Here is a 25,990-nt window from a genome sequence, read left to right as displayed (position 1 = left end):
TGAAAAAGCCCAGCGCCAGGCGCCGGGCTTGAAGCGGGTCAGATGGCGACCAAATGACCTTCCTGCAGGTGCAGCACACGGTCCATCTGGCGGGCCATGCTCATGTCATGGGTCACCACCAGGAACGCGGTGCGCATCTGGGTGCTCAGTTCCAGCATCAAGTCCTTGATGCCCTGGGCGGTGTGGGCGTCGAGGTTGCCGGTTGGCTCATCGAGCATCACCAGCCCTGGGTTGTTCACCAGGGCGCGGGCGATTGCCACACGCTGGCGCTCACCGCCGGACAGTTCGGCCGGCTTGTGCTCCAGGCGATGCCCGAGGCCAACGCGCTCCAGCAGGGCTGTGGCACGCTGGCGCGCTTGCGGGATCGCGGTCTTGCCGATCAGCAGCGGCATGCACACGTTTTCCAGCGCGGTGAATTCCGCCAGCAGGTGGTGGAACTGGTACACAAAGCCCAACGAACGGTTGCGCAGTTGGCCACGCGCTTTCTCACCCAGGGCCGACAGTTCTTCGCCGGCCAGCCACACGCTGCCCTGGGACGGCGTATCAAGGCCGCCCAACAGGTTAAGCAAGGTACTTTTGCCGGAACCGGAACTGCCGACGATCGCCACGCGCTCGCCCGGGTGCAGTTCCAACTGCAGGTTGGACAACACCACCACCGACTCCGGACCTTCCTCGTAGGATTTGCCCAGGTTGCGGCAGCTCAGGATTGCTTTTTCACTCATGCCCGATTCACTCATAACGTAAGGCCTGTGCTGGCTGGGTACGTGCCGCGCGCCAGGCTGGATACAGGGTGGCAAGAAAACTCAGGACCAACGCAGCGCCGCCCACCATCAACACGTCCTGGGCCTGAACCTGGGACGGTAAGTAGTCGATGAAGTAGACGTCGGCATTAAGAAACTTGTGGCCGAGGACTTTTTCCAGCGCGGCGATGGCGGCGCTGACGTTCAGTGCCGCCAGGATGCCGACCGCGGTGCCGATCAAGGTGCCGACCACGCCGATCACGGTGCCCTGCACCATGAAGATCGCCATGATCTGCCCCGGCGTGGCGCCAAGGGTGCGCAGGATGGCGATGTCGCCCTTCTTGTCGTTCACCACCATCACCAAGGTGGAGATGATGTTGAACGCTGCCACGGCGACGATCAGCAGCAACAACAAGCCGATCATGGCTTTTTCCATGCGGATGGCCTGGTAGAGGTTGCCGTGAGTGCGGGTCCAGTCGCGGGCGTAGTACTGGGATTCACCCAAATGCTGGGCGATTTCCCAGGCGCCGCGCGGTGCCTCGAACAGGTCGTTGAATTTGAGGCGCAGGCCCTGCACCTGATCCGGCTTCCAGCGATGCAGGCGCGCCAGATCGGTGAGGTTGGTCAGGCCAAGGTAGCCGTCGATCTCGCCGGCGCCGACGTGGAAGGTGCCGACCACGGTGAAGCGCTTCATGCGCGGGAACATGCCGGCCGGGGTCACGGTGACTTCCGGGGCCACGAAGGTCAGCTTGTCGCCGATGCCCACGCCGAGCTTGGCCGCGGCCTTGTCGCCGATCACGATGCCGAAGCTTCCGGGCGCCAACTCGTCGAGTTTGCCCTGCAACATGAACTTGTCGATGATCGACACGTTACGTTCCTGAGCCGGATCGATGCCATTGAGCAGGATTTTCTGCACCTTGCCGTCGTTGGTCAGCAACCCCTGCATCTGGGTAAACGGCGCAACGGCCACTACCTTGGGGTTCTGCTTGACCTTGTCGGCAAGGCTAGGCCAGTCGCTGATGGGCGAATCGCCCTCGATGGTCGCGTGGGGCACCATGCCCAGCACGCGGGTGCGCATCTCATGATCGAAGCCGTTCATCACCGACAGCACCACAATCATCACGACCACGCCCAAGGCGAGCCCGATCATCGAGGTCAGGGAAATGAACGACACAAAATGATTGCGACGCTTTGCACGGGTATAACGCGTGCCGATAAATACGAAGAGAGGTCTGAACATGTCGGGGCTTGTTCGGAGGAAAAGAAGACGTCCCGGTGGCGGGGTCAGGTAAGCAGCTTTACACTCAGACCATTACCGCTACTTTGGGTTCGCCATGTCGACATTAGATGAAGAAGAACGCCGCGAATACTACCGTATCGACGACATGATCGCACTTCAAATCAGCGCACTGTCTGCCCCGGAAGCGGCGAGCAAGGAAGTGTTGCTGGATGATTCGCCGCTATTCAACCTGCTCAGCGAATTGCACCTCAGCAAATTCGAAGCCCAGCACCTGCTGCGCCAGATCAACGAGAAGGATCGCAGCCTGGCCGCCTTCCTCAAAGTCCAGAACAAACGCGTGGACCTGCTCAGCCAAATCATGGCGCGCGGCCTGCTGGATGAGGTGGGCGCGCCGCAGCCGGTGATCATTTCCGAAGGCGGCATCGACTTCCAGCACCCCACGCCCTTGGCGCCTGGCGCGCACCTGGCGGTCAAGCTGGTATTGATGCCCCAGGCGCTCGGCCTGCTGCTGCGTGCCCGCGTCACCCATTGCGACGCCAAGGGCGACCGGTTTGACGTAGGCACGGAGTTCGAATCCATGACCGATGCCCAGCGCCAGCTGCTGGCGCGCTACATTCTGCAGAAACAAGCCCAGGAACGACGCCTGGCGCGGGAACAGAGCGACGCCCAAGACACCTGAATCTCGTATGACCCCGCCGGGCTATCCGGCGCAAAGGAGCAACTGTGACCCTGATTTATGGCCACCGCGGTGCCAAAGGCGAAGCACCGGAAAACACCCTGACCAGCTTTCAGGAGTGCCTCAAGCACGGTGTACGCCGCTGCGAACTGGACTTGCACCTGTCCATGGACGGCGAGTTGATGGTGATCCACGACCCGACCCTCAAACGCACCGCCGACCGGCGCGGCAAAGTCGTCGAGTATTCGGCGGCCGACCTTGTGAAGATGGACGCGCGCAAAGGCGGCCCTGGCTGGGTTAACCCGTGCCCGATCCCACGCTTGGAAGAACTGTTCGAAAAGTGCGACTTCGATCACTGGCAACTGGAAGTCAAAAGCGCCTCACGCACCCGCGCCGCGACTACCGTGCTGGCAATTCGTGAGATGGCCGTGCGTCATGGCCTGATGGACAAGGTCACGGTGACCTCAAGTTCGCGGGAAGTATTGAAAGCGGCGGTTGAACTCACCCCGGACCTGTCGCGAGGACTGGTCGCCGAATACGCCTGGCTCGACCCGCTGAAGGTCGCGCAAAACTACGGCTGTGAATACCTGGCGTTGAACTGGACGTTGTGCACCCCCGAGCGTCTGGAAAAAGCCCAGCGCCAGGGTTTGCACGTGTCCGTGTGGACGGTCAACGAACCTGCGCTGATGCGCAGGCTCGCCGACTTCGGCGTAGATAGCCTGATTACAGACTTTCCCGGTTTGGCCACTGCCACCCTCGAGAATTACTGAAATCGGTCTCCCCGGCCGGCTCAGGCCACCGGCCGGAGCCGCTCAAAAAAGCCGGTTGAGGCCATCGTAGGCCGCTACCCGATAGGCTTCTGCCATGGTCGGGTAGTTGAACGTGGTGTTCACAAAATACTTGAGGGTATTTTGCTCGCCCGGCTGGTTCATGATCGCCTGGCCAATGTGCACGATCTCCGAGGCCTGGTAGCCGAAGCAATGCACGCCGAGGACTTCCAGGGTTTCGCGGTGGAACAGGATCTTGAGCATGCCTTGCGGCTCGCCGGCGATCTGCGCACGCGCCATGCTCTTGAAGAACGCCTTGCCGACTTCATAAGGCACCTTGGCCTTGGTCAGTTCGTGTTCGTTCTTGCCGATCGAGCTGATCTCGGGAATGGTGTAGATCCCGGTCGGCACGTCGTTCACATAGCGCCAGCTGCCGTTGTCGACAATGCTGCCGGCCGCCGAACGGCCTTGGTCATGCGCGGCACTCGCCAGGCTTGGCCAGCCGATCACGTCACCGGCGCCATAGATATTGGTCACGCAGGTGCGGTAGTTCTCGTCCACTTCGATCTGGCCACGGCTGTTGACCTTGACCCCGACGTTTTCCATGCCCAGCTTGTCGGTGTTGCCGGTACGGCCGTTGCACCACAGCAAGGCGTCGGCCTTGATCTTCTTGCCGGACTTGAGGTGCAGGATCACGCCGTTGTCCAGGCCTTCGACCCGCTCGTACTCTTCGTTATGGCGCACGGTGATGTTGTTGTTGCTGAAGTGGTAGCTCAACGCCTGGGAAATTTCCGAGTCGAGGAAGCTCAGCAGCTGGTCGCGGTTATCCACCAGCTCCACCAGAACACCCAGGCCGCTGAAGATCGAGGCGTATTCACAGCCGATTACACCGGCGCCGTAGATGATCAGTTTGCGCGGGGTGTGGCCCAGGCTCAGGATGGTGTCGCTATCGTAGATACGCGGGTGGTGGAAATCGATGTCCGCCGGGCGATACGGCCGCGAACCGGTGGCGATGATGATGTGCTTGGCCACCAGCTTCTCGACCACGCCGTTGGCGCAGACCACTTCGACGGTTTGCTCATCGGCAAAGCTGCCGGTGCCGAAGAACAGGTCAACGCGGTTACGGGCGTAGTAGCCGGTACGCGAGGCGACTTGCTTGGAGATGACTTTTTCGGCGCTTTTCAACACGTCCGGGAACGAGAACCAGCGCGGCTCACCAATGGCCCGGAACATCGGGTTGGTGTTGAACTGCATGATCTGGCGCACCGAGTGACGCAAGGCCTTAGACGGGATGGTACCCAGGTGGGTGCAGTTACCGCCGACCTGGCGACGGCTATCGACCATCGCCACCTTGCGCCCAGCTTTGGCGGCGTTCATCGCCGCACCTTCTCCAGCCGGGCCGGAACCCAGTACCACCACGTCGTAGTTGTAGACAGCCATGCGTACTCCTCAGAACAGGCCAGGCGCACGGTTGGACGCCTGGCTAAATCATGCCGCGGCCAGCGGGCATGAAGGACAATTTGGCTCAAGTGTGTGAGCCGGGGCACAGTCTATATAAGGCTCAACGCCGCGAACATTAACCCTTGGTCGCGTCGTAGGCCAGCCTTGCCTTTACTACAGCAGTAGGAAACTGGCATTACACTGCTGACACGAACCTTTGCAGGACGAGCCATTATGCGGCATGTGCTTTTGTGTTTATTGCTGATTTTCTCTGTGACCGTGCAAGCCAGTGAAGCGGACCGGCTCAGGCAGGCGGCTTTCCCTGCGCAATCTCAGGACCTGGCCCGGAAAAACCAGGCCGTGCTGGTCTATCTCTGGGCGGATGTCTACGCGGCAGCGCTGTACGCCCCGGCCAACCTGCGCGCGAAACAGGCCTGGGACCAGCAAAAGGACCTGCGCCTGGCGTTGTATTACTTTCGCGACATCGACCGTAACGATGTGATCAAGGCGGCCACCACCGCCCTGGAGCGCCAGCAAAGCAGCGCTACCCTCGCCCGTTTGAAGCCTGCGTTGGATCAACTGCATGCAAGTTTCCGCAACATCCGCAGCGGCGATCGCTATGCCTTGGACTTCCGCCCTGGGCGCGGGTTGAACCTGGAGATTAATGAGCAGGTGGTGTTCAGCAGTGGTGATGATGAATTGGCGAAAGCCTATCTGGGCATCTGGCTGGCGCCGAAAGGCCTGTCGGACAGCCTGCGCAAAAGCCTACTGAATTAAACGCAAATCCCCTGTGAGAGCGGGCTTGCTCGCGAAGGCGGTGTGTCAGTCGGCTCATATGTAACTGACCCACCGCCTTCGCAAGCAAGCCCGCTCCCACAATTTTGACCGAGTTCGACTGCCAGCACCGCAGTGCTCTGCTTTTCTGTGGGAGCTGGTTGCTTGGGGCTCTTTTCCAAAAGTGACCCGCTGTAAGAGCGGAACCCATAGCAGCCGTTACCCAAATAACGGATATGTACCCAGCCCCCCCGCGACCACAAAAGAATTCAACCCATAAAAAGATGTGTAGATACCTATGCCGCGAAGAGGCCAACCCAAACACCACAAAACCCACACCCATAAAAAAGCCCCGAACCAGTCGGGGCTTTTTCATTTACCGCAAATGCTTAGCGCGGAAACGCAGGCGGGTTAACCCCAGCCATGTCTTCCATCACGCGAACCACCTGGCAGCTGTAGCCAAACTCGTTGTCGTACCAGACGTACAGCACAACGCGGTTGTCCTGGGTGATGGTTGCCTCAGCATCCACTACGCCAGCGTGGCGCGAGCCAACGAAGTCGGTGGAGACCACCTCCTGCGAGTTAACGAAGTCGATTTGCTTATGCAGATCGGAGTGCAGCGCCATGTAGCGCAGGTACTCGTTCATTTCTTCACGGGTGGCGGCTTTCTCAAGGTTCAGGTTGAGAATGGCCATCGACACGTTCGGCGTCGGCACGCGGATCGCGTTACCGGTCAGCTTGCCGGCCAGCTCAGGCAGGGCCTTGGCAGCAGCGGTGGCAGCACCGGTCTCGGTGATCACCATGTTCAACGCGGCGCTACGGCCACGGCGATCGCCTTTGTGGAAGTTGTCGATCAGGTTCTGGTCGTTGGTATACGAGTGAACGGTTTCAACGTGGCCGTTAACGATACCGAACTTGTCATTCACAGCCTTGAGCACCGGCACGATGGCGTTGGTGGTGCAGGAAGCGGCGGACACGATCTTGTCGTCAGCGGTGATTTCGCCGTGGTTGATACCGTGAACGATGTTCTTCAGCTTGCCTTTGCCAGGCGCAGTCAGCACAACGCGGTCGATACCCGGGCAGGCCAAATGCTGGCCCAGGCCCTCGGCATCACGCCATACGCCGGTGTTATCCACCAACAGAGCGTCCTTGATGCCGTACTGGGTGTAATCCACCTCAGCCGGGTTCTTCGCGTAGATCACCTGGATCAGGTTACCGTTGGCGGTGATGGTGTTGTTTTCTTCGTCGATGACGATGGTGCCGTTGAACGGACCGTGTACCGAGTCGCGGCGCAGCAGGCTGGCACGCTTGGTCAGGTCGTTCTCGGCGCCTTTACGCACCACGATGGCACGCAGGCGCAGGCCGTCGCCGCCACCGGTTTTTTCGATCAGGATGCGTGCCAGCAGGCGGCCGATACGACCGAAGCCGTACAGCACAACGTCGGTGCCTTTACGGGCAGCAGCGTTTTGCTGGCCAACTACATCGGCCATTTCTTCACGCACGAACTGCTCGGCGCTGCGGCCGGCACCTTCTTTGCGGAATTTGTAAGCCAACTTGCCCAGGTCTACCGAGGCCGCGCCGAGCTTGAGCTCGCTCATGGCTTTGAGCAGAGGGAATGTTTCGTGGACGGAGAGTTCGCTGTCGTCGGCAGAACGATGGCGAGCAAAGCGATGCGCCTTGAGAATCGCGATGACTGATTGGTTGATCAGGCTGCGGCCATAGATCGAGCTCACCACATTGTTATTGCGGTACAGCTGACCGATAAGCGGAATCATCGCTTCAGCGAGCGCTTCACGGTCGATCCATTCACCAAGACACTGGTCGGGCTTCTGAGTCACGGGAACCTTCCACATGTAGGGGCAGAAAAAAGGGGCTACATTATGTCGTCCGACCGCCCGTTGAGCAATGCGCCAACCACAACAAAAAGCCCTTGCAAAAAAATACCACCCCGCTACAGGCCAGGAAACACGCGGGTTCCAGAAGGCCACCAATGGCGTCGCGCCGCCAACTTGTCCGTAACCCTCCGAAATATCCGTGCTAAATGGCACTACATATTGAGTCAAAACACGCCATTGTTTGTCTTAGCCACTACATTTCCTACAAACCGTAATAGGCACAGTCAGCAACTGACAGGCGGCACCTAGGGCCGTTACAATTACCGACTTTGTCGCAACGCTTGGAGCTCAACCTTCCGTGCCCGTTCTGCGTCTACCGCTTCTCCCTGCCGCGGCAGGTAAACAGCACTGGGGCAACCTGCCCGGTGCCGCCCTGAGCCTGGCCATTGCCGAGGCTGCCAGCGCAGCCAAGCGCTTTACCCTGCTGCTCACTGCCGACAGCCAAAGCGCCGAGCGGCTGGAGCAGGAGCTGAGCTTCTTCGCCCCCGATTTGCCGGTGCTGCATTTTCCCGACTGGGAAACCCTGCCCTACGATCTGTTCTCGCCGCACCAGGACATCATTTCCCAGCGCATCGCCAGCCTGTACCGCTTGCCGGAACTGGCCCACGGCGTGCTGGTGGTGCCGATCACCACGGCCCTGCATCGCCTGGCGCCGACCAAGTTCCTTCTGGGCAGCAGCCTGGTGCTGGATATCGGCCAGAAGCTCGACGTGGAACAGATGCGCACGCGCCTGGAAGCCAGCGGCTACCGCTGCGTCGACACGGTGTACGAACACGGCGAGTTCGCCGTGCGCGGGGCGTTGATCGACCTGTTCCCGATGGGCAGCAAACTGCCGTACCGCATCGACCTGTTCGATGACGAAATCGAAACGCTGCGCACCTTCGACCCAGACAACCAACGCTCCATTGATAAAGTGGACTCGATCAAGCTGCTGCCGGCACGGGAATTCCCGCTGCAAAAAGACGCGGTCACGCGCTTCAAGGCACGCTTTCGTGAACGCTTCGACGTGGACTTCCGCCGCTGCCCGATCTTCCAGGACTTGAGCAGTGGGATTACACCGGCCGGTATCGAGTACTACCTGCCGCTGTTCTTCGACGAAACCTCCACGCTGTTCGACTACCTGCCCCAGGACACCCAAGTGTTCTCGCTGCCGGGCATCGAGCAGGCAGCGGAAAACTTCTGGAACGACGTGCGCAACCGCTATGAAGAGCGCCGCGTCGACCCATCGCGGCCTCTATTACCACCTGCCGAGCTGTTCCTGCCGGTGGAAGACTGCTTCGCCCGCCTGAAAAACTGGCCGCGCGTCGTCGCCAGCCAACAGGACGTGGACGCCGGCAGCGGCCGCGAACGCTTCCCGGCAGGCACACTGCCGGACTTGGCGATCCAGGCCAAAGCCACGCAACCGCTGGAAGCGTTATCCAACTTCCTCGGCGACTTCCCTGGCCGCGTGCTGTTTACCGCCGAATCCGCCGGCCGCCGCGAAGTGCTGCTGGAGTTGCTGGAACGCCTGAAGCTGCGCCCGAAAACCGTCGACAGCTGGCCGGATTTTGTCGCCAGCAAAGAGCGCCTGGCGATTACCATTGCGCCGCTGGACGAAGGCTTGTTGCTGGATGACCCGGCCTTGGCGTTGATCGCCGAGAGCCCGCTGTTCGGCCAACGCGTGATGCAGCGCCGTCGCCGTGAAAAACGCGCGGACGCCAACAACGACGCGGTGATCAAGAACCTGACCGAGCTGCGCGAAGGCGCGCCGGTGGTGCATATCGACCACGGCGTGGGCCGCTACTTGGGCCTGCAGACCCTGGAGATCGACAACCAGGCCGCCGAATTCCTCACCATGGAATACGCTGAGGGCGCCAAGCTCTACGTGCCGGTGGCCAGCCTGCACTTGATCGCACGCTACACCGGCAGCGACGACGCCCTGGCGCCGTTGCACCGCCTGGGCTCCGAGACCTGGCAGAAAGCCAAGCGCAAAGCCGCCGAGCAGGTGCGCGACGTCGCCGCCGAATTGCTCGACATCTATGCACGCCGCGCAGCCCGCGAGGGTTACGCCTTCGCTGACCCGAAAGCCGACTACGCCACGTTCAGCGCCGGCTTCGCCTTTGAAGAAACCCCGGACCAGCAAACCACCATTGAAGCGGTGCGCGCTGACATGCTCGCGCCCAAGCCGATGGACCGCCTGGTGTGCGGCGACGTGGGCTTCGGCAAAACCGAAGTGGCCATGCGCGCCGCCTTTATTGCCGTGCATGGCGGCAAGCAGGTAGCGATTCTGGTGCCGACCACCCTGCTCGCCCAGCAGCATTACAACAGCTTCCGCGACCGCTTCGCCGACTGGCCGGTGAGCGTGGAAGTGATGAGCCGCTTCAAGTCCGCCAAGGAAGTGAATGCCGCCGTCGCCGACTTGGCGGAAGGTAAAATCGACATTGTGATCGGTACCCACAAGCTGCTGTCGGACGATGTGAAGATCAAAAACCTGGGGCTGGTGATCATCGACGAAGAACACCGTTTCGGTGTGCGCCAGAAAGAACAGCTGAAAAACCTGCGCAGCGAAGTCGACATTCTTACCCTCACCGCCACGCCGATTCCGCGCACGCTGAACATGGCCGTGTCGGGCATGCGCGACCTGTCGATCATCGCCACGCCACCGGCACGGCGCTTGTCGGTGCGCACTTTCGTGATGGAGCAGAACAAAAGCACGGTCAAGGAAGCGCTGTTGCGTGAACTGCTGCGCGGCGGTCAGGTGTACTACCTGCACAACGACGTGAAGACCATCGAGAAATGCGCCGCCGACCTCGCCGAATTGGTGCCGGAAGCGCGCATTGCCATCGGCCATGGGCAGATGCGTGAACGCGAACTCGAACAGGTGATGAGCGATTTCTACCACAAGCGCTTCAACGTGCTGATCGCCTCGACCATCATCGAGACCGGCATCGACGTGCCGAGCGCCAACACCATCATCATCGAGCGTGCGGATAAGTTCGGCCTGGCGCAGTTGCACCAATTGCGCGGCCGGGTTGGGCGTAGTCACCACCAAGCCTATGCCTACTTGCTGACGCCACCGCGCCAGCAAATTACCGGCGACGCTGAAAAGCGCCTGGAAGCCATCGCCAACACCCAGGACCTCGGTGCCGGTTTTGTACTGGCCACCAACGACCTGGAAATCCGTGGCGCCGGCGAACTGCTCGGCGACGGCCAGAGCGGGCAGATCCAGGCCGTGGGCTTCACCCTTTATATGGAAATGCTCGAGCGCGCGGTAAAAGCCATCCGCAAAGGCGAACAACCGAACCTCGATCAACCCTTGGGTGGCGGCCCGGAAATCAACCTGCGCTTGCCGGCGTTGATTCCCGAAGACTACCTGCCGGATGTGCATGCGCGGCTGATCCTGTACAAGCGCATTGCCTCGGCCACCGACGAAGAGGGCCTCAAGGACCTGCAAGTGGAGATGATCGACCGTTTCGGCCTGTTGCCGGAGCCGACCAAGAACCTGGTGCGTCTGACCCTGCTCAAATTGCAGGCCGAGCAGCTTGGAATAAAGAAAGTCGATGCCGGGCCGCAAGGCGGGCGTATCGAGTTCGAAGCGCAAACGCCGGTGGACCCACTGGTGCTGATCAAGCTGATTCAGGGCCAGCCCAACCGCTACAAGTTCGAAGGGGCTACGCTGTTCAAATTCATGGTGCCGATGGAACGTGCCGAAGAACGCTTTAATACATTAGAGGCGCTGTTTGAGCGCCTCATTCCGAAATCTGCTTGAAGGACGCCCCAATGCGCCTGTTCCGCATTTTGAGCTTGTTGTTGGTGGTCGTTGCTCCTTCGGCGTTTGCCGACAGCCCGTACCTGGTGGAAATGGTCCTGGTGCGCCAGAACGCCGAGCCGGTGATCACTAGCCGCGCCGCGCCGGAAAACTGGGACGCCGGGGCACCACGGCTGCCGGCGGACAAAATGAGCCCGTCACGGCTGGGCAACATCGTCGACAAACTCAGTGCCGACAACAGCTATACCGTGCTGCTGCACCGCGCCTGGGACCAGAACCTGGGCGAACAACCGGTGAAGCTGGCCATTACCGACGGCCAGGAGCAATTCGGCCAGTTCCCCATCGAAGGCACGCTGAACCTGCAACTGGGGCGCTTTACCGATATCGACGCAAACTTCTGGATCAACCAGTTCGACGCCAACGGCAGCGTCATTGCCAGCGAACACCTGAGCCAGCAAGACGTGCGCACCAAAAACAACCAGCTCAACTACCTCGACGGCGGCCACTTGGCGCTGCTGATCAAGATCACCTCGCTGACCGCCAAACCACCCAGCGCACCACCGCCCGACATTCAGGACTGATCCAGCGCCATGCCCCTGACGTCGTCGTTGACCAAACCCCTGGCCCCTTCGTGGGCCAATCGCTTTAAAGAGCAAAGCCTTGAGCGTGGGCGCCGCTATGCCCTGGAAAACCGCGTGCGCATCGTCGAGTCTGGCGACAGCACCATCATTGCCAGTTGCGAAGGCTCGGGCGGTAACGTTTACCGGCAAACCATCTCGCTGCGCGAATCCGCCAAAGGCATGCTGATTCTGGTGGACAGCCGCTGCACGTGCCCGGTGCACACCAACTGCAAACACATCGCGGCGGTGCTGCTCAAGGTCCAGGAAACCCTGGCCTACCCGGCGGCCGCCCAGGATGCCGAGCTGCTGGAAAAACTCCAGGCCGTGCTGGATAACCGCGTGGTGCTGCCGCAGGTGGTGATGGAGGATGTGCGACCGGTGCCGCGCCTGTGGCTGGCGAGTGTCGAGTTCAGCGCGTTTGAACCGCGCAATGGCAAAATGCAGCGCTACATCCAGCACCGCGCAGCGTTGTCGTTCAATTACCTGGGCAACTATGTCAGCGGGCAAAAAAACGCCGACATCGTCGTGCGCCAGGAGACCCAGAGCCTGCGCATCAAGCGCCATCCGGAGTTGGAACAGCCGTATCGCGAGCAACTGCGCCTGCTCGGCTTCAAGATCGCCACGCGCCAGAGCAAAGCGTTGCCGGAAAGCGCCGGTGAACTGTTCGAGATGGTCAATGACAGCGCCTGGCTGAACTTCACCCTCAACGCATCGCCGACCCTGCGCGCCGAGGGCTGGGAGCTGCAGATCGATGAGGATTTCGGTTTCGACTTGAGCACCGTCGATGACTGGTACGCCACCGTCGATGAGGGTCCGGAGCGCGACTGGTTTGACCTGGAATTGGGGATCATCGTCAACGGTGAGCGGCTGAGCCTGTTGCCGATCCTGTTGAACCTGATGCGTTCGCACACCGAGATCCTCAACCCGGAAAAACTCGCCCGGCGTCGCGATGACGAGCTGATTCTGGTGAACATCCCCGGCCTGCCCAACGGCCACGGCCCGCTGCAAGTGGCGCTGCCCTACGGTCGCTTGAAACCGGTACTGGCCACCCTTGGCGAGTTTTACCTGCAGGAACCCGGCAACACCACGTTGCGCCTGGCCAAGGCCGATGCGATTCGTCTCAACCCGTTGGAAGACCTGCCGCTGCAATGGGAAGGCGGCGAGAAGATCCGCAACTTCGCCCAGCGCCTGTGCGACATCAAGGGTTTCACCTGCGTGGCGCCCGAAGACTTGAACGCAACCTTGCGCCCGTATCAGCTCGAAGGTTTGAGCTGGATGCAGTCGCTGCGCCAGCTTGATGTCGGCGGGATTCTCGCGGATGACATGGGCCTGGGCAAAACCCTGCAGACTCTGGCGCATATTCTCAGTGAAAAAATCGCCGGGCGCCTCGATCGGCCGTGCATGGTGGTGATGCCCACCAGCCTGATCCCTAACTGGCTCGACGAAGCGGCGCACTTCACCCCGCAGCTCAAGGTGCTGGCACTGTACGGCGCGACGCGTAAGAAACATTTCCAGAACTTGCAGGACTATGACCTGCTGCTGACCACCTACGCGCTGCTGCCCAAAGACATCGAGCAGCTCGCCGCGCTGCCCTTGCACGTGCTGATCCTCGATGAAGCGCAGTACATCAAGAACCCCAACAGCAAGGCCGCCCAGGCCGCGCGCGAGCTGAACGCGCGCCAGCGCCTGTGCCTGAGCGGCACACCGCTGGAAAACCACCTGGGCGAGTTGTGGTCGCTGTTCCACTTCCTGCTGCCAGGCTGGCTGGGCGACGTGAAAAGCTTTAACCGCGATTACCGCGTGCCCATCGAAAAACGCGCCAGCGATGTGCGATTGCAGCACCTTAACGGTCGGATCAAACCCTTTCTGCTGCGCCGCACCAAGGAACAAGTGGCGACGGAATTGCCGCCCAAGACTGAGATCATCCATTGGGTCGACCTCAACGAAGCCCAGCGCGATGTGTACGAAACCATGCGCCTGGCCATGGACAAGAAGGTGCGCGACGAGATCACCCGCAAGGGCGTGGCGCGCAGCCAGATCATCATTCTTGAAGCGCTGCTCAAGCTGCGCCAAGTGTGCTGCGACCTGCGCCTGGTCAACGATGCCACCCTGCCCGCCCGTGGCAGCAGCTCGGGCAAGCTCGACAGCCTGATGGAAATGCTCGAAGAACTGTTTGCCGAAGGGCGCCGGATTTTGCTGTTTTCCCAGTTCACCTCGATGCTGAGCCTGATCGAAGTCGAACTGAAAAAACGTGGCGTGGACTACGCGCTGCTGACCGGCCAGACCCGCGACCGACGTACCCCGGTGAAAGACTTCCAGAGCGGCAAGCTGCAGATTTTTCTGATCAGTTTGAAGGCGGGCGGGGGTTGAACCTGACGGGCCGACACGGTGATCATAGACCCTGGTGGAACCCGCGGAGAACCAGGCGACCGACCGGGCTTATCGATTGGCAGAAAGCCAGTGTTCGTCTACAAGATGATTGCACGGGGTACGGTGGAGGAGAAAATCCAACACCTGCAGAAGGAAAAGTCAGACTTGGCAGCCGGTGTGCTGGATGGGCGTACGACAGGGGATTGGCAGTTGGGCAATGACGATATTGAGGCGTTGTTTGCGCCGTTGCCTAACAAACAAGAGAAGCGTTGACCTTCAGATCGCTATCGCGGGCAAGCCCGCTCCCACATCATCTTTTCCGACGTTTTTTGCTCTTAACAAACACGTCTTGTCACTCGATCAACTGAGCATCCCGCAACGCAGTAAGCGCTGTCAGCCAACGCGGATCCTGCTTGTAGTCCGTCGAAGCAATCGCCTGCCCACGCATCCGCGCAATCCGCGCCGAAGGGATGACCTTCATGCGCTGTGCCGCGCTCAGTGCCAGCTCAGCAGCCGCACGATCGTTACACACCAACCCCATGTCGCAACCGGCCGTCAGCGCCGCTTCAATCCGGCTGGCCGCATCCCCAACCACATGCGCCCCGGCCATGGACAGGTCATCGCTGAAAATCACCCCATCAAACTGCAACTCGCCACGCAGAATGTCCTGCAACCAGCGGCGCGAGAAACCAGCCGGCTGGGCATCAACCTGCGGGTAGATGACGTGCGCAGGCATTACGGCGGCCAATTGCTTGCTCAGGCGTGTGAAAGGCACCAGGTCATTGGCGCGAATCTGTTCCAGGCTGCGTTCATCATTGGGAATCGCGACGTGGGAATCCGCCTCGGCCCACCCGTGGCCTGGGAAGTGTTTGCCGGTGGCAGCCATGCCGGCGCTGTTCATGCCGCGCATGAATGCACCGGCGAGCACAGCGGCGCGCTCGGGGTCGCCTTCAAAGGAACGGGTGCCGACCACGGCACTGCGCTGGTAGTCCAGGTCCAGTACCGGAGCGAAGCTCAGGTCAAGGCCGACCGCCAGCACTTCTGTGGCCATGATCCAGCCGCACTGCTCGGCCAGGTATTCGGCATTCGGGTTATCTGCCAACGCGCGCATGGCCGGCAGGCGCACAAAACCTTGGCGCAGACGTTGCACGCGACCGCCTTCCTGGTCGACGGCCAGCAGCAAGTCGGGACGCACCGCACGAATCGCCGCGCTCAACTCGCGCACCTGGCGTGGGTGCTCGATATTGCGCGCAAAAATGATCAGGCCGCCCACTTCAGGCTGACGCAACAGGTGGCGATCCTCGGCCGTCAGCCAGGTACCGGCAACGTCGACCATTAAAGAACCTTGCAGGGCAGCAGTCATAAACCTTCCTTAAATAACGCACACAACCCGTTGCCCTCACGTGGCGCGATAAGCGCAGTGAGCACAACGGGTTGCGAGTAAATAGCTGAAATCGGCATGGCAGCTAGCTTAGCGGATGCAAGCGGCCGCGCACACCCGGGCGATCATGCCTTGGCAGTGGCCGGCGTGGATTTGCTGCGGGGGCGCAATTGCGCAGCAGCCATGGCTTGGTCGGTGACGCCGGTTTCGGCGCGCATGCCGGCGGCAAGGAACGGCACCATCAGGCGCATCACCTGCTCTATCGAGGTGTTGACGCCGAAATCAGTCTCGGCAATCGCACGCAAGGCTTTGATGCCGGACATGCTGAACGCGGCAGCACCGAGCATGAAGTGCACGCGCCAGAACAGTTCGATCGGTGGAATACGCGGCGCAGCTTCGTTGACCAGCAACATGTAGCGACGGAAAACTTTGCCGTACATGTCTTCCAGGTAACGCCGCAAGTGACCCTGGCTCTGACTGAAGGCCAGGCCCAGCAAACGCATGAAGATCGACAGGTCATTGCCGCTACGCGGTTGAACCACCAGCGCTTGCTCAACCAAGATTTCCAGCAATTCTTCCAGGCTCGGCTTGTTATCAGGCTTGGTCTGGCGGCGCTCCAACTCACGGTCGAGGCTGGCGCAGAACGGCCCCAGAAAGCGCGAGAACACCGCCTGGATCAGGGCTTTTTTCGAGCCGAAATGGTAATTCACTGCGGCGAGGTTGACCCCAGCCTTGCTGGTGATCAGCCGCAATGAAGTTTCAGCAAATCCTTTTTCCGCGAACAATTGCTCGGCAGCATCGAGAATGCGTTCAACGGTTTCCGACTGGGCCATGGCTACTCCGCCTGACAAACACTTGTTTGAAACATACGTTTCAGGGTGTGTCTTGTCAAGCCTGCGAGTCCGTTTTCCGGCCGGACAGTCATCTATTTCATCGCTATTTAATCACATCCTTCTCGCTCTGTAGGCAGCGCTGTCTCTGCCTTGTAGGACGGGTGGCGAATGACCGTCCAGCGGAGTGCTAAAAAAGGATGATTGCCAAGCGCAGTTCACTGTATATAATCCCAGTCACTGTATAAAAAGACAGAGCGATCAACATGCTAAAACTGACGCCACGCCAAGCTGAGATTCTGGCTTTTATCAAGCGCTGCCTCGATGACAACGGCTACCCGCCGACCCGAGCGGAAATTGCGCTGGAGCTGGGGTTCAAATCCCCCAACGCCGCTGAAGAACACCTCAAGGCCCTCGCCCGCAAAGGCGCGATCGAGATGACCCCAGGTGCGTCACGCGGTATTCGCATCCCTGGCTTCGAAGCCAAGGCCGACGAATCGACCCTGCCGATCATCGGTCGCGTCGCCGCCGGTGCGCCGATCCTGGCGCAGCAGCACGTCGAGGAGTCCTGCAACATCAACCCGACCTTCTTCCATCCGCGTGCCGACTACCTGTTGCGCGTACACGGCATGAGCATGAAGGACGTGGGCATTTTCGACGGCGACCTGCTGGCCGTCCATACCACTCGTGAAGCCCGTAATGGCCAGATCGTCGTCGCGCGTATCGGCGATGAAGTCACCGTAAAACGCTTCAAGCGCGAAGGCAGCAAGGTCTGGCTATTGGCCGAGAACCCTGAGTTCGCCCCGATTGAAGTGAACCTGAAAGATCAGGACCTGGTGATCGAAGGCTTGAGCGTCGGCGTCATTCGCCGCTAAAGGAGGCACCATGCAGCTCGTGCACACCCCACAACACACACAACTGTCGCTGTTCGAGGCCTTTATGGCCCAACCCCTTGCGCCCATCCTCAAGGAAACGGTCGAGGCCCCGTGGGGCTCCGAACCTGAGGCGTTCAGTGAACTGTCGTTGCGCGGTGCAGCCGGGAGCTGCCTGAGCCTACTGGCGCCGATCCTTCGCGAACTGAGCGAGGAGCAGGACGCGCGCTGGCTGACGCTGATCGCCCCGCCCGCCAGCCTGACCCAGGCCTGGCTGCGGGACGCCGGCCTCAATCGCGAGCGCATTCTGTTGCTGCAGCCGCGCGGCATGCAAAGTGCCCAGCAGTTGACCTGCGAAGCCTTGCGCCTGGGCCGTAGCCATACGGTGGTGAGTTGGTTGAACCCGTTGAATGCTACAGCCAAGCAACAACTGATCAGCGCCGCACGTACGGGCGATGCGCAGAGCTTGAATATTCGGTTGGGGTAATAGGATGTGCGCAGGCTAGCCCTGTGGAGGGGCTTTTGTGGCCTGCATGCTTGTGTGGGGGGCTTGGGCCTCATGCTTGTTGTGGCGAGCGGGCTTGCCCCGCGCTGGGCTGCGAAGCGGCCCCAAAACCAAGCACCGTGGAATACCTGATGTACCGCGTCAAACCTATTTGGGGCCGCTTCGCAGCCCAACGCGGGGCAAGCCCGCTCGCCACAGAAGCCCGCCTGCTGCAGCAACAAGCCCGCTCACTAGAACAAGCGCACTTATCACAAACTCAGTGAAGAACCCGCGGCCCGTCGTCCTTCTCCGGCTCGCCTTCTGCCAGGCGACCGGCCATCTGCACACCGACGCTCAACATGGCTTTTGCTACTTCCACGTGCTGGCCTTGCAGGAACGCTTTTGCGTCTTCGGAAAAATCCAAAATTACTAGAGAACCCTCGTCCTCAGCCCGGCGCAGCTCAATTCGGCCGTCAGGCAGTTCAACAATTTCCAGAAAGGACGTTGGCATAAAAGTCTATTCTCCACGAAAGGCCGGGATTATATCAGTCATCCACTCAGCCTCGGTGAGGATCTGAACAGGTTTCTTTACGGCTTGATGAATGGTGCTCTCGGGAACACGCCTATCAATGTGGGAGCTGGCTTGCCTGCGATAGCGGTGTATCAGCCAATGACCCGCAACAGCGTGTATCAGCCAATGACCCGCAAACTGACCCACCGCTATCGCAGGCAAGCCAGCTCCCACATTTGCTTAGTGCAAACCTCTCAGCACTCGTTCAAACCTTCGCGAAACCGCAGCGCCATCTTCTTCAGCTCCTGACGCCAGCCCTCCAGCTCTTCGCGGCTCAATGGCTTGGGCTCATCTTCTTCCAGGGCAACGGCCACGATCAGCGGCTGTGTCACATCCCCCTTGGGCACATGAGGAACGCGTGGCGGCTGGAACATGTCGGCATGCGCCTTGAGCAGGCGGGCAATCCAACTGTCAGGGCTCTGGGCCATTTCCACCAGCTCGGCCAGCTCAGGAATCGCCATGCTTTCCAGCACGTCGCGGTTCACGATCATCTCTGCACGGGGCGCACCGGCCTGGGGCAAGCGGTAGAACCCGGCAATTTCATGGCACAGGCCCAGCAGGGCACCGTACAGGTGGAACAACGCCGCCTCACGCCCGGCCTGGACCAGCGCGATGGCATTCATCTCCTTCCCTTCCTCGGCACGGCCAAGGGCCTCCAGGGACAAACCCGCGAAGTAAATTTTCTGATTGGTACGGGTATAGAGTTCGTTGGCCATAACGGCAGTCTCCACAACGAAATAAGCATGGTGCTGGCTGAACAGTGTCACGGATCAGCCAAGTTTCCTGCAAGCGCAAAAAAAGGCCGCCTTTGCGGGCGACCTTTATGTTTTGCAGGCTCGTCGATCAAGCGCCCTGGCGCTTGTCCTCGACCTTCCACTTGCCACCGTCGTAGAACGCTTTCCAGCCGGTAGGCTTACCGTCCACTTCGGTCTGCACGTACTGCTCCTTGGTTTTGCGGCTGTAGCGGATCACGGACGGGCGACCGTCGGGATCCTTCTTTGGCGCTTCACACAAGAAGTGGTACTTCGGATCGATCTCGTCTTTATGCGGCACGATTTCCATGACCAATGGCGCACGGGTCTCGCGGTTTTTCGGGAACTGGCTGGCAGCCAGGAACAAGCCCGAAGCGCCGTCACGCAGGATGTAGGTGTCGTTGACCTTCTCGCACTTGAGTTCGGGCATCTTCACCGGGTCCATCTTCGGCGGCGCCGCGTCACCGCTTTTCAGCAGTTTGCGGGTGTTCTTGCACGTCGGGTTGGTGCAACCGAAGAACTTGCCGAAACGGCCGGTCTTGAGCTGCATCTCGCTGCCGCACTTGTCGCATTCCAGGCTCGGGCCTTCGTAGCCCTTGATGCGGTAGCTGCCCTCTTCGATCTCGTAGCCGTCGCAATCCGGGTTGTTACCGCAGATGTGCAACTTGTGCTTCTCGTCGAGCAGGTAAGCGTCCATCGCCGTGCTGCAGATCGGGCAACGGTGCTTGCCACGCAATACCAGCGACTCGGATTCACCCTCGTCGTCAGCAGCGATTTCATCACCCGGCACCAGGTTAACGGTGGCCTTGCAGCGCTCTTTCGGCGGCAGGCTGTAGCCCGAGCAACCGAGGAACACGCCGGTGGACGCAGTACGAATCTGCATCGGACGGCCACAGGTCAGGCACGGGATGTCAGTCATCACCGGCTGGTTAGCACGCATGCCGCTCTCAGGGCTTTCGGCTACTTCCAGCTTCTTCTTGAAGTCGCCGTAGAACTCATCCAGTACGTTTTTCCAGTCGCGTTCGCCCTGGGCCACGTCATCGAGGTTCTCTTCCATGCCGGCGGTGAAGCCGTAGTCCATCAGGTTGGAGAAGCTCTCGGACAGGCGCTCGGTAACGATGTCGCCCATTTTTTCCGAGTAGAAACGACGGTTGTGCAGCGCAACGTAGCCACGGTCCTGGATGGTCGAGATGATCGCAGCGTACGTCGAAGGACGACCGATACCGCGTTTTTCCATCTCTTTTACCAGGCTGGCTTCCGAATAACGCGCCGGCGGCTTGGTGAAGTGCTGGGACGGGTCGAGCTTGATCAGCTTCAACGTGTCGCCCTGGGCCATGTCCGGCAGCACGTCGTCGTCGCCTGGCTTGGCGATTTGCGGCATCACACGGGTGTAGCCGTCGAACTTGAGGATACGGCCCTTGGCACGCAGCTCGAAGTCGCCTGCGCCCACACTGACGGTGGTGGACAGGTATTGCGCCGGCAGCATCTGGCAGGCCAGGAACTGGCGCCAGATCAGCTCGTAGAGGCGCTCAGCGTCGCGCTCCATGCCCGTCAGCTTGCTTGGCTCAGTGTTGGCGTCGGAAGGACGAATCGCTTCGTGAGCCTCCTGTGCGCCTTCTTTGCTGCTGTAGACGTTTGGCTTCTCCGGCAGGTACTTCTTGCCGAACTCGGTTTCAATATAGGTACGCGCCATCGCCACCGCGTCTTGCGACAGGTTGGTGGAGTCAGTACGCATATAAGTGATGTAGCCGGCTTCGTACAAACGCTGGGCCATCATCATGGTTTTCTTCACACCGAAGCCCAGGCGGTTACTCGCGGCCTGTTGCAGGGTGGAGGTGATGAACGGTGCCGACGGCTTGCTGCTGGTCGGTTTGTCTTCACGCTTGACGATGCTGTAGCTGGAAGCCTTGAGCTTTTCCAGCGCGGCCATGGCCTGGGCTTCGTTCAGCGGCTTGAAAGCCTCGCCTTTCTCACGGGCCACGTCAAAGCGCACGTTGGCGCCCTTGGCAGTGCCGAGGTCAGCGTGGACTTCCCAATACTCTTCGGGGTTGAACGCACGAATCTCGCGCTCACGCTCCACCACCAGCTTTACCGCAACCGATTGCACACGGCCGGCGGACAGGCCACGGGCGATTTTCGCCCACAGCAGCGGCGAAACCATGTAGCCCACGACGCGGTCGAGGAAACGCCGTGCCTGTTGGGCGTTGACGCGGTCGATGTCCAGTTCGCCGGGCTTGGAGAAGGCTTCCTGGATGGCTTTCTTGGTAATTTCGTTGAACACCACACGCTTGTAGCGGCTGTCATCACCGCCGATGGCTTCCCGCAGGTGCCAGGCAATGGCTTCCCCTTCGCGGTCCAAGTCCGTCGCGAGATAGATGGTGTCAGCATCCTTGGCGAGCCGGCGCAGCTCTTCAATGACCTTTTCCTTGCCAGGAAGGATCTCGTACTTGGCCTTCCAGCCATGTTCCGGGTCCACACCCATGCGCGAGACCAGCTGCTTACGCGCTTTCTCTTTAGGGGTGAGCACCGGACCTTCGCCCGCGGCGGCCTTGCCGCGCTTGGCGGCAGGCTCCTTGCTGGCGCTAGCCGAACCGCTGGTGGGCAGGTCTCGGATATGGCCGATACTCGACTTCACCACGTACTCGTTACCCAAGTACTTGTTGATGGTCTTGGCCTTAGCCGGGGATTCCACAATGACCAGCGATTTGCCCATGGATCGGAAAATTCCTGAATTCGAGAAGTGAAAGGCAGTTGGCGCCTGTCGCGGCAACGCTATATATAGTGGCAACAAGGTGAGGTCAAGCGCAGCATTCTGCGCGGCCTGCCGTTATTGCCCTGAAAAAAGACTGGGTTCGGCCTGGACCAAAGCAAAGCGCGGGACCTGCTCGCCGTCAACTTCGACGGTCTCCAGGAACATGCTCAACGGGCGTACCCAAAAGCCGTAATCGCCATACAGTGCTTGGTAAAACACCACTTCTTCTTCGGTCTCGGAGTGCCGTGCCACGTTAAAAACGCGGTACTGCGGCCCCTTATAATGTTGGTAGAGCCCTGGTTCGACTTTCATGCTCTGGCCCTCTTACAAAATTTATTAAAAAAAATATTAAAAATTCCAAAAAACAAAAACCGGGGCACTGGGCCCCGGCTTCCGTCAACCTAACGCTTAGACGCGTTCGAAGACGGTGGAAATGCCTTGGCCGAGACCAATGCACATGGTTGCAACCCCAAGGTTGCCGCCATTTTGCTTCATCACGTTAAGCAAAGTGCCGGAAATACGCGCACCGGAGCAACCGAATGGGTGGCCCAAGGCAATCGCACCGCCGTGCAGGTTAACCTTCTCGTTCATCTTGTCGAGTACTTTCAAATCTTTCAGCACTGGCAAGGCCTGTGCGGCGAAAGCTTCGTTGAGCTCGAAGAAGTCGATATCGGAGATGGTCAGGCCCGCGCGCTTCAAGGCTTTTTGTGTGGCCGGTACTGGACCATAGCCCATGATCGCCGGGTCCACACCCGCCACTGCCATCGAACGGATCACCGCCAGCGGCTGGATACCCAGGTCCTGGGCACGCTGCGCCGACATCACGATCATGCACGAAGCACCGTCAGTGATTTGCGACGAAGTACCGGCAGTCACGGTACCGCCCTTTGGATTGAAGGCAGGTTTGAGGGCCGCCAGGCTTTCCAGGGTGGTGTCCGGACGAATGGTTTCGTCGTAGTCGAACAGTTTCAGGAAACCGTTCTCGTCGTAGCCGTTCATCGGGATGATTTCATCCTTGAACTTGCCTTCCACAGTCGCCTTGTGGGCGAGCTGGTGGGAACGCACACCGAATGCGTCCTGGGCTTCACGGGTAATGCCGTGCATTTTGCCGAGCATTTCTGCGGTGAGGCCCATCATGCCCGAGGCTTTTGCCGCGTACAGCGACATGTGCGGGTTAGGGTCAACGCCGTGCATCATGCTGACGTGGCCCATGTGCTCCACGCCGCCGACCACGAACACATCGCCGTTACCGGTCATGATCGCTTGCGCTGCGGTGTGCAGCGCGCTCATCGACGAGCCGCACAGGCGGCTGACAGTCTGGCCAGCGGCTGTGTGCGGGATCTGGGTCATCAACGACGCCATGCGCGCGATGTTCCAGCCCTGTTCCAGGGTCTGGTTGACGCAGCCCCAGATCACGTCTTCGACTTCGTTCGGGTCGACCTTGACGTTGCGTTCCAGCAATTTGCTGATCAGGTGCGCCGACATGTCTTCGGCACGGGTGTTGCGGTGCATGCCGCCCTTGGAGCGGCCCATCGGTGTGCGACCGAAGTCGACAATCACCACGTCTCTTGGATTCAAGCTCATAAATATTCTCGCTCTATTCGTCTGGGCGCTTAACCGAAGAAGCTCTGGCCATTCTTGGCCATTTCACGCAGCTTCGCGGTCGGGTGGTACAGCGGGCCCAAATCAGCGTATTTGTCAGCCAGGGCAACGAACTCGGCCACACCGATCGAGTCGATGTAACGCAGCGCACCACCACGGAATGGAGGGAAACCAATACCGTACACCAGGCCCATATCGGCTTCGGCGGCGGTTTCAACGATGCCGTCTTCCAGGCAACGCACGGTTTCCAGGCACAGGGCGATCATCATCCAGTTGATGATGTCCTCATCGGACACCTCACGCTGTTCGTAGATGACCGGCGCGAGTACTTCGTGAACCGACGGGTCGGCCACTTTCTTCTGCTTGCCCTTCTTGTCAGCCTCGTAGGCGTAGAAGCCCTTGCCGTTCTTCTGGCCCAGGCGCTTGGCCTCGTAGAGCGCGTCGATCGCCGAACGGCGGTCGTCTTTCATGCGATCCGGGAAGCCTTCAGCCATGACGTCACGACCGTGGTGGCCGGTGTCGATGCCGACCACGTCCATCAGGTACGCCGGGCCCATTGGCCAGCCGAATTTTTCCATGACTTTGTCGATACGCACGAAGTCCACACCGGCGCTGACCAACTTGGCGAAACCGCCGAAGTAGGGGAACAGCACGCGGTTGACCAAAAAGCCCGGGCAGTCGTTGACCACAATCGGGTTCTTGCCCATTTTCTTGGCGTAGGCAACGGTGGTGGCAACTGCCAGCTCGCTGGACTTCTCGCCACGGATCACTTCCACCAGCGGCATCATGTGCACCGGGTTGAAGAAGTGCATGCCGACGAAGTTTTCCGGACGCTTGAGGGCTTTGGCCAGCAAGCTGATGGAAATGGTCGAGGTGTTCGAGGCCAGGATAGTGTCTTCCTTAACCTGGGCTTCCACTTCAGCCAGTACGGCTTGCTTGACCTTCGGGTTCTCGACAACCGCTTCGACCACCAGGTCGACGTGGCCGAAATCGCCGTAGGACAGCGTAGGACGAATGCCATTAAGCACTTCAGCCATTTTCGCAGCGGTCATGCGGCCTTTATCAACGCGGCCCACCAGCAGCTTGGCGGCTTCTGCCAGGCCTTGCTCGATGCCGTGCTCGTTGATGTCTTTCATCAGGATCGGCGTGCCTTTGGACGCCGACTGATAGGCGATACCGCCACCCATGATACCGGCGCCGAGTACGGCAGCCTGTTTCACGTCTTTGGCGATTTCGTCGTAGGCCTTGGCCTTTTTCTTCAGTTCCTGATCGTTCAGGAACAGGCCGATCAGGCTCTGGGCAGCCGAGGTTTTCGCCAGTTTGACGAAGCCTGCAGCTTCCACTTCCAAGGCTTTGTCGCGACCGAAGTTCGCGGCTTTCTGGATGGTCTTGATCGCTTCAACCGGCGCAGGGTAGTTCGGGCCGGCTTGGCCCGCCACGAAACCTTTGGCGGTTTCGAACGACATCATTTGTTCGATGGCGTTGAGCTTGAGCTTTTCCAGCTTCGGCTGACGCTTGGCCTTGTAGTCAAATTCGCCGCTGATGGCGCCCTTGATCAGGTTCAGTGCCGCTTCGGCCAGTTTGTCCGGGGCAACCACAGCATCGACGGCGCCGACTTTCAGCGCGTCTTCTGCACGGTTTTCCTTACCCGCGGCAATCCACTCGATGGCGTTGTCGGCACCGATGATGCGCGGCAGGCGTACGGTGCCGCCGAAACCTGGGTAGATGCCCAGTTTGACTTCAGGCAAGCCGATTTTGGCGGTCGCCGACATGACGCGAAAGTCTGCCGCCAGGCACATTTCCAGGCCGCCGCCCAACGCGATGCCATTGATTGCGGCAACGGTCGGCACGTTGAGGTCTTCGAAATCGCTGAAGATCTTGTTGGCTTCGAGGTTGCCAGCCACCAGCTCGGCATCGGGCAGCTTGAAGTTGTCGACGAATTCGGTGATGTCAGCGCCGACGATAAACACGTCCTTGCCGCTGGAGACGATCACGCCCTTGACCGAAGCATCTGCTTTGATGGTGTCTACGGCCTGACGCAGTTCGTTCAGGGTTAGACGGTTGAACTTGTTGACGGACTCACCCTTGAGGTCGAATTTCAATTCGACGATGCCACTTTCAAGAGCCTTAACCGTGATGGCTTTACCTTCGTAAATCATCAACTGATCTCCACGATATGGAAGCTGAACAGTACTCACTGGACGCTGGCCTATGGTTGAACATTGATAGTTGCGTCAATGCTCACACCCATTCGCCAGGCACACCCGCCAATGCGCTAGTCGGGGTTCTGTATGAGCGGTCTGACAGACAAACGCTCAATTCATACGCCCGTTTGATTTGGGTACGCCACCTTCATCCAATTCCGGGCAATTGTCAATCGCTCGAAAGGCTAGGGAAAACGCGACTTTCCAGTCAGTTCAGAACCCCCACCCTAAGCCCGCGCCTCGTCAATATTCAAATATTCACGAAATCAATA

The 25,990-nt window shown here is 59.9% G+C and carries 19 protein-coding genes and 1 pseudogene; 8 read left to right on the top strand and 12 right to left on the bottom strand.

All coding sequences use genetic code 11. The features are described from left to right. Positions 1 to 38: 38 nt before the first annotated feature. Together lolD and GJU48_RS07360 are read right to left on the bottom strand one after the other, a co-directional pair. Entirely contained in the window at positions 39 to 722 is a 684-nt protein-coding gene (gene lolD, locus GJU48_RS07365; RefSeq protein ID WP_176462998.1) for a lipoprotein-releasing ABC transporter ATP-binding protein LolD, read from the bottom strand. A gap of 7 nt (positions 723 to 729) precedes the next feature. Continuing rightward, the gene (locus tag GJU48_RS07360; protein WP_094953077.1) at positions 730 to 1,980 is read right to left on the bottom strand and encodes a lipoprotein-releasing ABC transporter permease subunit; all 1,251 of its coding nucleotides are present in this window, start codon (positions 1,978 to 1,980) and stop codon (positions 730 to 732) included. Between the two features lie 94 nt (positions 1,981 to 2,074). Between GJU48_RS07360 and GJU48_RS07355 the strand changes: the two genes are divergently transcribed. Next, positions 2,075 to 2,659 carry a PilZ domain-containing protein gene (locus GJU48_RS07355; RefSeq protein WP_094953076.1) on the top strand — a complete coding sequence of 195 codons (585 nt, stop codon included), beginning with the start codon at positions 2,075 to 2,077 and terminating at the stop codon, positions 2,657 to 2,659. 44 nt (positions 2,660 to 2,703) lie between these two features. Then, complete coding sequence (locus tag GJU48_RS07350) at positions 2,704 to 3,426, top strand: glycerophosphodiester phosphodiesterase (RefSeq protein WP_094953075.1); 723 nt, start codon at positions 2,704 to 2,706, stop codon at positions 3,424 to 3,426. Between the two features lie 42 nt (positions 3,427 to 3,468). Here GJU48_RS07350 and sthA read toward each other — a convergent pair whose 3' ends face one another. Next, positions 3,469 to 4,863 carry a Si-specific NAD(P)(+) transhydrogenase gene (sthA, locus tag GJU48_RS07345; RefSeq protein WP_083359549.1) on the bottom strand — a complete coding sequence of 465 codons (1,395 nt, stop codon included), beginning with the start codon at positions 4,861 to 4,863 and terminating at the stop codon, positions 3,469 to 3,471. A 234-nt stretch (positions 4,864 to 5,097) separates the two neighbouring features. Between sthA and GJU48_RS07340 the strand changes: the two genes are divergently transcribed. Further along, positions 5,098 to 5,640: a chalcone isomerase family protein gene (locus tag GJU48_RS07340; protein ID WP_094953074.1), complete on the top strand. Its 543-nt coding sequence runs from the start codon at positions 5,098 to 5,100 to the stop codon at positions 5,638 to 5,640. 386 nt (positions 5,641 to 6,026) lie between these two features. Here the strand turns inward: GJU48_RS07340 and GJU48_RS07335 are convergent, their stop codons facing one another. Further along, positions 6,027 to 7,490 carry a glyceraldehyde-3-phosphate dehydrogenase gene (locus GJU48_RS07335; protein WP_017137429.1) on the bottom strand — a complete coding sequence of 488 codons (1,464 nt, stop codon included), beginning with the start codon at positions 7,488 to 7,490 and terminating at the stop codon, positions 6,027 to 6,029. A 340-nt stretch (positions 7,491 to 7,830) separates the two neighbouring features. Here GJU48_RS07335 and mfd point away from each other — a divergent pair, with 340 nt between their 5' ends. The 3 genes and pseudogenes from mfd to GJU48_RS07320 all read left to right on the top strand — a co-directional run bounded on the left by mfd (position 7,831) and on the right by GJU48_RS07320 (position 14,543). Further along, a complete protein-coding gene (gene mfd / locus GJU48_RS07330) occupies positions 7,831 to 11,280 on the top strand; it encodes a transcription-repair coupling factor (RefSeq protein ID WP_094951156.1) in 3,450 nt (1,149 codons plus the stop codon). 11 nt (positions 11,281 to 11,291) lie between these two features. Continuing rightward, the gene (locus tag GJU48_RS07325; protein ID WP_094951157.1) at positions 11,292 to 11,861 is read left to right on the top strand and encodes a CsiV family protein; all 570 of its coding nucleotides are present in this window, start codon (positions 11,292 to 11,294) and stop codon (positions 11,859 to 11,861) included. 9 nt (positions 11,862 to 11,870) lie between these two features. Beyond that, a pseudogene (locus tag GJU48_RS07320) lies at positions 11,871 to 14,543 on the top strand (DEAD/DEAH box helicase). Between the two features lie 79 nt (positions 14,544 to 14,622). Here GJU48_RS07320 and nagZ read toward each other — a convergent pair. After that, positions 14,623 to 15,633, bottom strand: a complete 1,011-nt coding sequence (nagZ, locus tag GJU48_RS07315) for a beta-N-acetylhexosaminidase (RefSeq protein ID WP_094951160.1) — start codon at positions 15,631 to 15,633, stop codon at positions 14,623 to 14,625. 143 nt (positions 15,634 to 15,776) lie between these two features. Next, positions 15,777 to 16,484, bottom strand: a complete 708-nt coding sequence (locus tag GJU48_RS07310) for a TetR/AcrR family transcriptional regulator (RefSeq protein ID WP_094951161.1) — start codon at positions 16,482 to 16,484, stop codon at positions 15,777 to 15,779. A gap of 263 nt (positions 16,485 to 16,747) precedes the next feature. Here GJU48_RS07310 and lexA point away from each other — a divergent pair, with 263 nt between their 5' ends. Beyond that, positions 16,748 to 17,356, top strand: coding sequence for a transcriptional repressor LexA (gene lexA / locus GJU48_RS07305; protein WP_003172575.1), 609 nt, complete (start codon positions 16,748 to 16,750; stop codon positions 17,354 to 17,356). Positions 17,357 to 17,366: 10 nt separating this feature from the next. Next, the gene (sulA, locus tag GJU48_RS07300; protein WP_048725723.1) at positions 17,367 to 17,840 is read left to right on the top strand and encodes an SOS-induced cell division inhibitor SulA; all 474 of its coding nucleotides are present in this window, start codon (positions 17,367 to 17,369) and stop codon (positions 17,838 to 17,840) included. A gap of 274 nt (positions 17,841 to 18,114) precedes the next feature. Here the strand turns inward: sulA and GJU48_RS07295 are convergent, their stop codons facing one another. From GJU48_RS07295 to fadB, 6 genes are all read right to left on the bottom strand, one after another. Beyond that, entirely contained in the window at positions 18,115 to 18,348 is a 234-nt protein-coding gene (locus tag GJU48_RS07295) for a hypothetical protein (RefSeq protein WP_053255041.1), read from the bottom strand. A 254-nt stretch (positions 18,349 to 18,602) separates the two neighbouring features. Continuing rightward, on the bottom strand, positions 18,603 to 19,124 hold the full coding sequence (locus GJU48_RS07290; RefSeq protein WP_094951187.1) for a DUF6586 family protein: 522 nt from the start codon (positions 19,122 to 19,124) through the stop codon (positions 18,603 to 18,605). A gap of 127 nt (positions 19,125 to 19,251) precedes the next feature. Further along, entirely contained in the window at positions 19,252 to 21,873 is a 2,622-nt protein-coding gene (topA, locus tag GJU48_RS07285) for a type I DNA topoisomerase (RefSeq protein ID WP_094951163.1), read from the bottom strand. A 114-nt stretch (positions 21,874 to 21,987) separates the two neighbouring features. Then, positions 21,988 to 22,224 carry a DUF1653 domain-containing protein gene (locus GJU48_RS07280; RefSeq protein WP_021490990.1) on the bottom strand — a complete coding sequence of 79 codons (237 nt, stop codon included), beginning with the start codon at positions 22,222 to 22,224 and terminating at the stop codon, positions 21,988 to 21,990. A gap of 96 nt (positions 22,225 to 22,320) precedes the next feature. Beyond that, the gene (fadA, locus tag GJU48_RS07275) at positions 22,321 to 23,496 is read right to left on the bottom strand and encodes an acetyl-CoA C-acyltransferase FadA (RefSeq protein ID WP_026136849.1); all 1,176 of its coding nucleotides are present in this window, start codon (positions 23,494 to 23,496) and stop codon (positions 22,321 to 22,323) included. A gap of 29 nt (positions 23,497 to 23,525) precedes the next feature. Further along, the gene (gene fadB / locus GJU48_RS07270) at positions 23,526 to 25,673 is read right to left on the bottom strand and encodes a fatty acid oxidation complex subunit alpha FadB (protein WP_083359563.1); all 2,148 of its coding nucleotides are present in this window, start codon (positions 25,671 to 25,673) and stop codon (positions 23,526 to 23,528) included. Positions 25,674 to 25,990 lie beyond the last annotated feature (317 nt).

Source organism: Pseudomonas sp. IB20, assembly GCF_009707325.1.
Classification (GTDB): Bacteria; Pseudomonadota; Gammaproteobacteria; order Pseudomonadales; family Pseudomonadaceae; genus Aquipseudomonas.
This window is presented reverse-complemented; position numbering and strand designations above follow the sequence as displayed.